General features: G+C 33.9%; 7 protein-coding genes and 1 pseudogene. 3 read left to right on the plus strand and 5 right to left on the minus strand.

Annotated elements, in window-relative coordinates; genetic code table 11:
- Nucleotides 1–2: 2 nt before the first annotated feature.
- Nucleotides 3–1,451, plus strand: coding sequence for a sulfatase family protein (locus QWY92_RS01035; protein WP_290267914.1), 1,449 nt, complete (start codon nt 3–5; stop codon nt 1,449–1,451).
- Nucleotides 1,452–1,556: 105 nt separating this feature from the next.
- On the opposite strand, the gene QWY92_RS01040 is transcribed toward QWY92_RS01035, so the two are convergent.
- On the minus strand, nt 1,557–2,102 hold the full coding sequence (locus QWY92_RS01040; RefSeq protein WP_290267915.1) for a beta-xylosidase family glycoside hydrolase: 546 nt from the start codon (nt 2,100–2,102) through the stop codon (nt 1,557–1,559).
- Between the two features lie 57 nt (nt 2,103–2,159).
- Between QWY92_RS01040 and QWY92_RS01045 the strand changes: the two genes are divergently transcribed.
- On the plus strand, nt 2,160–2,288 hold the full coding sequence (locus QWY92_RS01045) for a hypothetical protein (RefSeq protein WP_290267916.1): 129 nt from the start codon (nt 2,160–2,162) through the stop codon (nt 2,286–2,288).
- A 12-nt stretch (nt 2,289–2,300) separates the two neighbouring features.
- A complete protein-coding gene (locus QWY92_RS01050; RefSeq protein WP_290267917.1) occupies nt 2,301–3,632 on the plus strand; it encodes a sulfatase family protein in 1,332 nt (443 codons plus the stop codon).
- A 733-nt stretch (nt 3,633–4,365) separates the two neighbouring features.
- On the opposite strand, the gene QWY92_RS01055 is transcribed toward QWY92_RS01050, so the two are convergent.
- From QWY92_RS01055 to QWY92_RS01070, 4 genes and pseudogenes are all read right to left on the minus strand, one after another.
- Complete coding sequence (locus tag QWY92_RS01055; protein WP_290267918.1) at nt 4,366–8,298, minus strand: G8 domain-containing protein; 3,933 nt, start codon at nt 8,296–8,298, stop codon at nt 4,366–4,368.
- Between the two features lie 77 nt (nt 8,299–8,375).
- Nucleotides 8,376–9,907 (minus strand): annotated as a pseudogene (locus QWY92_RS01060) (sulfatase family protein).
- A 43-nt stretch (nt 9,908–9,950) separates the two neighbouring features.
- Nucleotides 9,951–11,231, minus strand: coding sequence for a T9SS type A sorting domain-containing protein (locus QWY92_RS01065; RefSeq protein ID WP_290267919.1), 1,281 nt, complete (start codon nt 11,229–11,231; stop codon nt 9,951–9,953).
- A gap of 35 nt (nt 11,232–11,266) precedes the next feature.
- The gene (locus QWY92_RS01070) at nt 11,267–12,727 is read right to left on the minus strand and encodes a sulfatase family protein (RefSeq protein WP_290267920.1); all 1,461 of its coding nucleotides are present in this window, start codon (nt 12,725–12,727) and stop codon (nt 11,267–11,269) included.
- Nucleotides 12,728–12,733 lie beyond the last annotated feature (6 nt).

Genomic DNA, 12,733 nt, shown 5'->3' on the forward strand with positions numbered 1-12,733 from the left:
ACATGATACCATTTAAGAAACTAAGCCTTTTGGTTATAGGCATTACTATGTTACTTTCTTGTAACTTAAAAAAAGCGAATACCACTCAAGTAACAAAAGAATCTAAACCCAATGTCCTAATTATTTTGGCAGACCAATGGAGGGCCCAAGCAACAGGGTATGCCGGGGACCCTAATGTAAAAACACCAGCCTTGGATAGTTTAGCGGCAATAAGTGTTAATTTTAAAAATGCGGTATCAGGAATGCCTGTATGTTCTCCTTTTAAAGCATCTCTATTAACAGGACAGCGACCTTTAACACATGGTGTTTTTATGAATGATGTGCAATTAGATACCAATGCGGTAACTATGGCAAAAATTTTAGCAAAGGAAGGATATAGTACAGGTTTTGTGGGTAAATGGCATATTGACGGACATGGAAGGTTACAAAATGTAATGCCTGGTAATAGAAGACAAGGATTTCAATTTTGGATGGGAAATGAATGTACGCACAATTACAATGGATCTGTATATTATGATAATGATGATCCTAAAAGAAAAATTTGGAAAGGTTATGACACGTTTGCACAAACTGATGCTGCTATTAATTATATGAATGATAGAAAATTGGCTAACAACCCATTTTTAATGTTACTTTCTTATGGAACGCCTCACGCTCCTTACCATTCAGCCCCCAAAGAATATAGAGACTTATTTAACCCAGACGATATTAAGTTACGTGAAAATGTTCCTGTTAATATGAAGAAAAAAGTAAGAGAGGATCTCGCTGGTTATTATGCACATATTACGGCCTTAGATGATATGATAGGAAAGGTTGTCCGAAATTTAAGGGAAAATAGCCAGCTAGATAATACTATTATTGTTGTAACCGCAGATCATGGAGATCTTTTGGGGTCTCATGGCGCCTATAAAAAACAACAACCTTATAACGAATCTGCTGGAGTTCCTATGTTATATTATATTCCTGAAAAATTAAAAATAGCTCCAGGAATAAAAGATGCTTTGATGAATTCGGAAGATATATTACCAACTATTTTAGCTTTGTGTGATGTTAAAATTCCTGACACTGTAGAAGGTATTAACTATAGACCTTATTTGGAAGGCAAAGAAAAGAACGTTGGAGAGTCTACTTTGTTAACCTGTGTACAGCCATTTGGACAATGGAATAAAGTGCAACATGGAGGTAAAGAGTATAGAGCGCTTAAGACTAAAAGATACACTTATGCGAAAGACTTAGACGGTCCTTGGTTGTTATTTGATGACGAGAAGGATCCGTATCAAATGAATAATTTAATTGGAAATGTAGCCTATGCTTCGTTACAAAAAGAGTTAGATAAAAAGCTAATAGAACGCTTAGTTGAAACAGAAGACGATTTTCTTCCAGGCATGGAATATATTAAAAAATGGGGATATGCTTTAGACGCAACTGGTACTGTGCCTTACACACAATAAACTAATAGTTTTTTAGCTTATAAATATAAAAGAAAGACCTCCTTTACTCATCCCAATGTTAAGGAGGTCTTTTGTATTTACAAATTTGTTTAAAGTCTAAGTTTATTATTTTGTATCTCCTTTTGGACCATCATAGTCATATTGAAACCAACCAATATCAATATATCCTTTTGCTTCTGAGTTCATGCTGTAATAGCCAACCATATTGGGTGTGAAACCACTAAATAGTAAACGGACTTCATTTCCAAATTGTGTAAACATTTTTCCGTCTAAACTATAATAAAAAGTAGCTAAACCATTTGTGACTTTCGCCTGAAACCAAATCATTTTTTGATTTATAAAGCTTCCTTTTTGAATATTAGGAGCGTCATTTTTACCAGATCTAAACAAGAGTTGTAACTTCTTTTTTTCTTTTTTGATAGCAATGGCATTATTTTTAAGAGAAGAAATATGAAATCCAATTTTTTGTCCAGACTTCATTTTAGAAAGGTCTATTTTGATTGTCATTACATTATTATACCGACCCATTAAACGTTGTCCGATTATATTTGGAAGTTCATCTAGACTGTTGTTTTTTGAGGAAGAAGGGACAGATGATTTTAATCTTAAAAAACCAGGTCTTTCTGTGAGTGACCATTTTGACATATCCATTACAAGCTTGAATATAAAGAGGTAAGAAAGGATTTAGAAAAACTAACATTGACTTGGATGAAGGAATATAATGATGAATTCTATGGAGCTGACGAATTTAAAAAGATATACCCTAATAAAGAAAAGTGGAAATATAATTACACAAAAAACATTACAGAATTATTTGCAGAAACCCCAATTAACTAAATTCACAATAAAATGAAGGTAAAGAGAAGTAATATAGTGCGGTTGACGGTTAATGGAATCGTGTGTTTTTTTATATGTGTATTAAGTCTGAAAGCTCAAGATAAAGGGCCAAATATTATTCTGATAATGGCAGATGATTTAGGGATGGAATGTATTGAAGCATATGGAGGAACTTCTTATAAAACTCCTCATATAAACAAACTTGCTATGCAAGGTATTCAATTTGAAAATTGCCACGCGCAACCAGTTTGTACACCTTCACGTGTACAAATAATGACAGGTAAATATAATGTGCGGAATTATACACGTTTCGGGGAATTAGATAGAAGCCAAATAACTTTTGGAAATCTTTTGAAAAATACAGGTTATAAAACTGCTATAGCTGGAAAATGGCAATTAGGAAAAGAAGAAGATTCTCCGCAACATTTTGGATTTGATGCATCCTGTCTTTGGCAGCAATCTAGACCAAGATTTGATAGTTTGAGACATGATACTAGGTTTTCAAATCCGGTTCTTCAAATTAACAATAAAGTACAGCATTTTACCAATGGGGAATTTGGCCCTGATATTGTTAGTGACTTTATTTGTGATTTTATTGAAGAGAATAAAAATGAGCAATTTTTTGCTTATTACCCAATGCTTTTAGCACATTATCCTTTTGTTCCCACTCCAGACTCTAAAGATTGGGATTCAAAAAGTATGGGCTCTCTAATTAATAAAGGAGATCCTAAATATTTTGCAGATATGGTTGCATATATGGATGGAATAGTTGGAAAAATTGTAGCTAAAGTAGAAAGTTTAGATCTTAGTGAAAATACAATTATTATTTTCACTGGTGACAACGGAACTGAAAAACTGATAACCTCAATGCTAAACGGTAAAGACTATCCAGGAGGAAAAACACGAACTACAGATAATGGAACTCACGTTCCTTTTGTGGCAAGGTGGGATGGGAAAATTAAACCAAATACGAAAAGTTCTGACTTGATTGATTTTAGTGATATTTTGCCAACAATTTGTGATATTGCTAATGCTGATATACCTTCAGAATTCGTTGTGGATGGAACTAGCTTTCTTCCTCAGCTTCTTGCCGAAAGGGGGACTTCTAGAAAATGGATTTACAGTTGGTATTCTCCTCATGGAAACCTAAGAGTACTAAAAGAATTTACTAGAAATAAAGAGTATAAGTTGTATTCAACAGGGAAATTTTATAATGTCAAAGATGATTTTTATGAGAAGAACCCTCTTCCAATGGCAGGCCTCAGTGAAAAAGAGAGACAAGTGTATAAAGAATTAAAAAATGCACTGAAAATTTATAAACTTGCTAGAGTAGAAAAGAAGTAAAAAGACATTTTCTATTTAAATAGAAAAAATAGTTTTGACAAAAAAGAAAGTCGGAATAGAATTTAATAAGTAGATGGAAAAATAGGAATCTCTCGCAAAATAGAATTAGACAAAAACTTTTAAAACAAACTGGGGACGAAATTCTTACAGCTATTGATGGATATGTTAAAAAAAAAAGGGCTTTGAGATGAAAACAAGTTGGTAGTTTTTTTATAAATTTATTAGTATAGATGTATTTATTAGTTTTTTTTTTTTTTTTTTGAGTTTATTGGACATTGAGGTAGGTACGCTTACCAGAGCCTTTATCTTCTTGAGTAATGTAATGTATGCTCTTAGCTGTGCTTTTAGAGGTGTAGATAGGTTCATCATTTTGTTCTTTCCGTTCATGGGATGGGAGATTGGTGTCCGCCTAAAGGAATTGGTAACATTTAATGCCTTGTACAGCAAGATTGATTTAAAGTATTACTTTTTTATATTTCGTATTTATAATTTCTGACAATTTGTTGTATTTCATAAATACAACAATCCTTTAGGAACTAATTAAACTTGTCTTAATAAAAGTCTTCTCATTTGGGGATTTAAAAAGAGGGGAGGTGAAATAAGTTTGATGTATTGCTTGTTTTTAACGTGATTAATACAAGTAGTCAATCTTGTTATAAGAATAATTTCCATTAATAAAAATAGGCCTCCTTAATTTTTTTAGAATTAGGGAGGCCTATAGTTTTAGTTATTATTATTTCACCAATAGCTTTTTAACAATAGTTTTATTATAATCCGTGTTTATTCTTACGAAATACATTCCTGAGTTTGCATTTATAAGGCGTATGGTGTTCCCCGTTATTTCTGATGGGATTATACGCCCCGTAATGCTGTAAACAGTTATGTTTATTGCATCATGATGTTCTTCTATACCTTTTATCTTTACTAGCTGGCCAGAAACACTAGGATTAGGGTATAACGCGAGGTTATCTTCTAAAGAGCTATTCTCTATAGATAAAGGTTTACATATGTTTTCTGGATCAACAGCATTATTTGCACGAATCCAATCAATTTCAAAAGTGACATTAGTATCTGAAACAGGATCTATTCTAAGCCCTTTAATTATTTTACCTTGCCATTCGCTATTAGAACTTAAATCGAAGGAAAGCGTTTGGTAATTGCCATTACCCGTGTAGTTTGCAAATACCGTTCTAACTGCCGCAAAATTTCCTGTTTCATTTTTCCAAAATATTTGCACTCTAGTATTGGCTTTATTGGCTTTCATTCTTATACTTAGTGTACTAATATCGGAGCCTGACATTTCTAAAAAGTCATTTTTTAAAATTTGAGCATCACCACTCGTGGCTGACGATGTACCCTTTAAAACGCCCGAATCTTCCACTACAGTTCCATTAATATTTCTTTTTGTAAATCCATCAAAAATACTACTGTCACCGTTAAATTCTAATGCAAAATCTGAAGCCGTATTGGGGTCGCGACATAGGCTTATTTCTTCAGCATCTAACAGACCGTCTCCATCAGAATCTTGAATTATAGCGGTCGATGAAACACTATAATTTATTGGTATGTCGGCTCCAAGTTGTATGGAGTTAATTTGTACATTAGAGGAGGATACACTGTGGATGTTTCCCATATTAGATTCATGAAAACGCAGTATTAATTTTTTAACTTTTGTGAATTTATCAAATTCAGAGTCTTGGCCTATACGAATGTTTTCAATGTCAGAAGAAGCGTAAGTTCCTAAGCTTAATGTTCCTCCTTCAGTATCCTCCATTAAAACTTCTACATCAGGTCCGGTATAATTAATATTTAAAGTATTGAAATATTCCCAGACTTGTCTGCCTTCTAAAGTAATAGTGTAATCTGTATAACCTTCTATACCATTGCCATTATTTTCTGCTGAAAATGATACATTGTTGCTTCCGTAAGAAAACGTAGGTGCAGTTAAACCATCGGTAGTGGCGGATGTATCTCTAATGTCATCTCCCTTGCCATAATCAATAAGGGTAACAAAATCTTGAATACTTGTTCTATCGTTACAATTACCATCTACACAAATTCTAAAAACTAGGTTTTGAAATCTAAAGTCTTGACCAAATTGCCATTGAGCAGATTGAGGTGCAATTCGATTGGTTATAATTTTCGCATAGATTGTATTATCCTTAAAGAGGTAAGCTTGAGTTGCGCTATTTTTTAATTGTGTAAAATTAGCTACTTCAGTAGCTCCAACTACAGTTGCAGACGATGGCATATTTGGATACACAAGAATTGTAGTTTCTGAATTTGTCTTAGCGCCATCCATTCTTGCTATCATATAATTTGGAAACTTATGATATTGGAAATAATATTTATAGTCTAAATCATTAGATATAACCGGTGCATCAAAATATATGTTTTGAGTTTGTATATTAAAAACGGCATGTGTTGTTTTATCTGGATATTCTGTAATAAAATAGCGTGGTGTAAAAGGACCATTGGATTTATCTAAATTATCAAGATCTCTTAAATAGTTATATTCTGTTACAGAGGTTATCCAAGCACCCCATTCTGGCTTTTCAATAATATTTGTTTGTTGAGCGTTAGCACCCTTTTCATAAAGATTTTTGCCATTAGGGTTTGGTGAAATAATTGGAGATATACGGCTGCCTGCTGTTCCAGTCAGACTTCCATCTTCATCAATTATACCGCTTAAATACATATAACTTACAAAGGATGTATTTGTAAAATCAAATTTATTCGCTTCGGGTATAGCGGGGTCGAAAGTTATACCTCTGGCAAAATGATTGGTCGATTTTCTTGACGCACCGTTTGTTTGAAAACAATAGGCATTAGCACCGTTAGAATCAAAACCAGCAAAATGTGTATCTACAATTCCAGATGGGCCATCGTATATGCTGTGACCTCTAAAGCCATTGTTAAAATGTTTTGCACCTAAGCTAGGGTAGGGTAATGTTCTACCTGCTTCTATTTCGCTTGCAGAGGTAGGAGTCCCTATATTATCAGATTTACCTACTACTAATGAATTAAATAATGTTTGAGTATAAGAGAAAAAATCTGAACGACCGTTATCAGCAAATGTACACTCATGAAAATCCATTTTATTGGCTCTAATCCAAACATTTCTATCTACTGATTTGTATCCGGTAAAACGATTAATAATGGGTACAAATTGAGTTCCATTAGCATTTTGTGGTCTGTAATGTCCATTGGTTAATTCTTCTGTTACTTTATCTACGCCACTATCTATTCCCCAATTAAATAAGTTTGAATGTGCTTTGTTATCATCAAAAATACCCATAGGTTGAATCCCTGGTTCATAGCTTGATCCAGATTCATTTATAGGTTCTTCTAAAACGAGATGCCAAAAACCCGAACCATCCGACCCTGCAGCAACATTTCCTATAAAATCATTGTTGGGGTTTGTAATCCAAAATGTTGAAGGAAAAGCTTCTTCGGGTACTCCTCTGTCTGCTCCAATTCCTATATCATTAGGTGTTACTTCTTCTCCTATAACTGGTCTTTTACATAACACGCCTAAGTTATTTATGAAACTATTTCCTGTTTCATCCCCATCTTCAAGAAAAAAACCATGTCCAACAAAATCAAAACCAACATTGCCTTCAACAACGGTATTATTAGTACCATGAACGGTTATAAGTCTGTTGAAGGAGTGATGGATTCCAGCGTTTTTTATATACTGCCCTGTGGCATCACTTACTAAGTGCCAATGCCATGGATATTTAGCTACTTTAGATTTTTGTCCCATTCTAAACAACTCAATATTGGATGCTCTAGATACCGACCCAGGCATAGACATAATGTGTCCGCCAAAGCCATTTGTTTCACTAGACGCATCTCCTCTTACTTTTAAATTATGGGTTAATAAACCAACTTCTGCTCTTTCATCTAAAGTAAGGTCTACAGTACCATTATTGTAAATTTGTTCAACACCCCAATGCATATAAGTTAATGGTGTATTTAAGCCTATTGTAGTTCCTGATACTGAAGTTATTGTTCTTTTTTCTGCTTGATGTGGGTCGAAATCTGTAGATGCAATCACTATTTCATCGCCTATTTCCCAATCCATAGTTTCTTTTAAGGTAATGCTAGTTACTCCAGATGAAGCGGTTGCGTTTAATTGTGTCCAAGTTTTTTTAACGATGCCATGAAGTTCTAATCTTGCACCAGACATCACACCAATTAATTTTGTACCCATAAAAGCATTCCCCATTAAAACACCATTTGGATCAGATCCTGTAAGGGTTACGATACCATTTGCTGAATATGGGTTAGCAACACTACCTACTTGCATGAGTCCTCCGTCTTGAATCATAATACCTTCGGTAATTAATTCAAAATCTGTTGTTAAGTTAAACGGACTTAAAATACCAGAAACACTTACGCTTCTTGCTTCCATTGTGCCGGATAAAGTAACCCTAATGCCATTAGGAATTATAACGTCGTCTATGTTTGATGGCACTTGATTTGTACTCCATGTAGAATTGCTATTCCAGTCACCGTTAGAAATAGCAGAAATTGATGCTAGCGTGTTGGGGAGACAATTGTATTTTGAACTAATTAGTTCTTTTTTTTTATCAATTTTAGTGTAAGATGAAGTAGTTACAGTAACACATAAAACAGTGAAGTAAAGTAATAATTTTTTCATAAATATTAATTTTTAAATGAGTTAAAAGTGTATAATATTTAGTAAAAATCGCTAATAACCTTAAGAAAACCATCCTGTTATTTCTGCCCTTTATTTAAAGGGAGTTTAGTTAATTGGTTGGTTTTTAGGCTGTGTAAATGTTTAAGTAGTTGCTGTTGAAATTCTTTTTGAAGTAAAGAGGTTTGTACGTTGTTAAATAAATTTGTCCATTCCTTAGGGGCTTCTTTCAAATCATAAAACTCGCCAGTAATAATATGTTTTTCAGAATAATCTAAGGCATTTTCTTTTCTGTTGAAGACTAAAATAAGTTTATGGTTTTTTGTTCTCCACATAAAAGCAGCTTCTCCAGGACGCTCGTGTAAGGCTGAAAAAGCAGCTTCGTTTCTATTTTTATTGAAGAGGTTTTCTCCTAATAAAGGTTTGTCTTGATCTATTCTAGAAAATTTTAATAGGGTAGGCAAGAGGTCTGTGTTTTCTGCAGATAAATCATCAACTGAGTTTGGTTTTATATCTTTTGGTAAAGCTGTTCCTGAAATAATCATAGGCACTCGTACACTAGCATCATATAAATTATATTTATTGAATTTGTAATAACGCGAGCCTAACATTTCTCCGTGGTCGGAAGTATAGACGATTAAAGTGTTTTCTAATAAGCCTTTTTGCTTTAAGGCTTTTAAAGTTCGCCCCATCATATCATCTATCCAAGTTATGTTGGCATAATAGCGCAGGGTCATTAATTTCCATTCTTCTTCTGATGTATTTTTCCAATAGTCCTCATACATTTTTCTTCGGTTTACACCTTCAGAATGTGGTGATTGATCTTGCTCCCAATTCGGTTGTTCCGGGTATGTAATGTTGTCTAAATCATATAAATCTTCATATCCATTAGGAACGTTATGTCCAGCATGTGGTTTCATATAAGACAGATATAAAAACAAAGGTCTGGCGTCATTTCTATTCTCTATGTAGTTAATGGCTTGTTTTGTTATCCATCCGTCTCTGTGATCTGTTTCATCTAATTTACTTGTAAATCCGAGATAGCCTAAATTATTTTCTTCCCCTGCACCCATATCCTTTATTTCGGCATCATATCGCTTTTTAGATTCAGGATTCATTTCTAGCATACTTATAGAACCATCTTCTTTTATTTCAGAAACATAGCGCGTTTCAAAACCTCTTGTGTTTGTTTTAAATTTCCCCCAATGGGTTTTTCCAAAACCAGCCGTTTCATAACCTGCTTCTCTAAAATATTCTGCCATGGTTTTTACAGGAACATCTTCATCTTTTAAGCCGTCACTATTTCTATAAACACCTGTTTCATTTGGGTATAAACCCAACATCATAGAGTTCTGCTAGGCACGCACATAGGCGCTTGACAAACGGCTTGATTATACAAAACGCCCGTTTTTGCTAAACTATCTAGAGTAGGCGTGAGGACTTGTTTATTGATGATTCCTAAAGCGTCATAACGATGTTGATCATCCATTAAAAAAATGATGTTTGGCCGCTTTAATTTGACTTCTGAAGTTTGTTTTTCTTCAGATTTATCTTTACCGGATACGAAAATGCAGAGTGTAATAAGTAAAGCTATTTGTTTTAGAGTTTCCATAAAATTGATGAAAAAAGCGTATTTAAAAGTCTATTATAATCGTTTAATGTATAATTAACTTCTTGGTTATAAAACTATTTTCATTTTGAAAACGGAACTTTATAAAATATAACCCAGCATCGGCATTGGTTAGTTTTATCGTATTACCCTCAGAATGATATTGAATTGTTTTACCTGTGATATCTGTTACAATAATTTGTTCAATATTATCAGACTTTAAATTTTTGAAATTAACAACACGCCCTTTTTTTGATGGGTTGGGGAATAATTTAATAGCACTATCATCAAGTTCAAAGTCATTTGTAGATAAAGCTGCATATCTAGTGTTATCAAAAGCCTGTGCTTGGGTTGGACCGCCATCTAAACCTTGAAATAAACGTCTTTGTTCGATTAGAGATAAAGCGATTCCCGTCATAGTATTATCATAAGTAGTACCATCATTTATGGTTTCAGGATAAAAAGTAAAAGCATTATTATAAGTTACAGGCATAATAATGACTCTATTACTTCTCATAAAATTAAAATCCATTAGGTCTGTACCAAGCCATCTCACAAAATCTCTAAATTGTTGAAAACCGCTAGGTGTTCCATAAGGATTGGTCATTGTATTTACCGGAACTTGAAAAATAATACGTTTGTTGATGGTGTTTGGATTCGTCCAAAGCCATTTAAGCAACGTTTGTCTTGAACCTGCATTATCATACCACAATTTCGGTTTAGCTTCAATAGTAATGTTATCTACCAAATTGCTTTCGCACCAAGATCTGCTTTCAGCACCATTATTTCGTGCATTATAGATGAGTTTTACATTAGGGAGGTTGGCATCCAACCAAGTTCTCATGGTTTGAACTTCTTCTAAAGTATATTTATAAACCACTCTAGTACTTGGGTTGCTACCTACAAAATTATCAAAAAACATAATTCCATTTACTGTATAACCTGCATTATCTATTTGAGTGAATTTTTTTTCTAGAAAAGGTATTAAATCGTCTCTGTCAGGGAAAGCATCACTTTTAAAAAAAGTTCTAGGAACTGGAATAAAACCGTTTTTACCACCTAATTCATAGGTGTTTACTAGATTATTAAATTGACCAGTAGTCAGAGACTCTTCGCCTTCACTTGGTGTTCCTGCAGCTGGTCTTACAGGCGTATTATTAATATTTAAACCTTCAACTAATTGAGCTGTATTTGCCCAAGTTTCTTTTTTGAAAATGGCATTTTTTGGTGTGCAAGTGGTCCCTAACCAAACTTCAAATTGACTATGGCTATTTATAGACACTAGTACAAAAGCTAATACTATTACTATTGAGGATTTATTTTTCATGAAATTTTTTAAGGTTTCACTTAAAGAATATTTTTTTAGTTTTTTGATTGACCAGCTTCTCTGTTTCCTGTGCCTTTTTCAATACCAACATTTAAATCTCCTAATTCTTTACGAGCATATTCTACCACTTTCATTAGTTCTTTTTCTTTTTCAGGATATGTTGCAATAACGTTGTATTGTTCCCCAGGATCACGAGTCATGTCAAATAGTTGGGGTTCTGTAATAACTACATTTTTCCGTTTACCATTTTGTCTATCGTTTCCTATGTCGTTTTGATAGCTTTTGTATGTATGAGGTAATATGAGTTTCCAGTTTCCTTTTCTAACACCGTTTAGGTTGTTTTTTCCGTAGTAGTATAAAATGGTTTCTCGTGGATCAGATGTGAAATCACCTTTAAAAAGGGAACTAATATCAACACCATCAATTTTATTTTTAGATAATTTTCCTTTTGACATTGCTGCTAGAGTAGGAAGTAAGTCAATAGCACAACCTAATTTATTACAAACCGTTCCTGCTGGGATTTTATTTGGATAACGAATGATGAACGGCACACGTTGTCCGCCTTCCCAACTACTTAGTTTACCTTCTTTTAAACCACCAGATGAACCTGCATGGTTTCCAAAACTAAGCCATGGACCATTGTCTGAAGTGAAAATAACAATGGTGTTATCCATAATATTATTCTTTTTTAAGGCTTTAGTAATCTCTCCGACAGACCAGTCAATTTCCATCATGACATCACCATACATGCCTTGTTCACTTTTTCCTTTAAACTTGTCAGATACTCCTAAAGGAATATGTCCCATGCTATGAGGTAGGTATAAAAAGAAAGGTTTATCAGCATTCTTATTTATAAATTCCACAGATTTCTCTGTATACATAGTGGTCAAGTTATCTTGATCTTCAAAACTGGTAATATTACTAACTGTTTTATTGCCTTCAATTAAAGGCAGGTCAGGAAGCTTACCACGTCCTTTATCTTTTGGAAGTCTTTCTCCTGTCTGGCTACTATAGGGCCATATATCATTTGAGTAAGGCAATCCAATAAATTCATCGAAACCATGTTGTAATGGTAAAAATTCTTTCTGCCAACCTAAATGCCATTTACCAACGCAAGCTGTTGCATAACCTTGATCTTTAAACATTTCAGCAATAGTGTACTCATCTGAGTTCAATCCCGTATTATGAAATGGAAATAACGCACCGTTAATGCCAACTCTATTTGGGTAGCATCCAGTCATGATTCCAGCCCTAGATGCACTGCATACGGGTTGTGCTGCGTAAAAATTAGTAAAGCGCATGCCTTCGCTTGCCATTTTATCAATATGTGGCGTTTGAAAACCAGTAGCTCCATAGACACCAACATCTCCATAACCTTCATCATCTATAAATACAATGATGACATTTGGTTTACCTGAGTTTTTACTTTGTGATTGCATCGTTTTGTAGCTAAAAAAAAGGGATGCAATTAGTATTAATAGAATGTGTTTTTTCATTTTTAG

It is taken from the genome of Algibacter miyuki (assembly GCF_030409805.1).
Classification (GTDB): Bacteria; Bacteroidota; Bacteroidia; order Flavobacteriales; family Flavobacteriaceae; genus Algibacter; species Algibacter miyuki.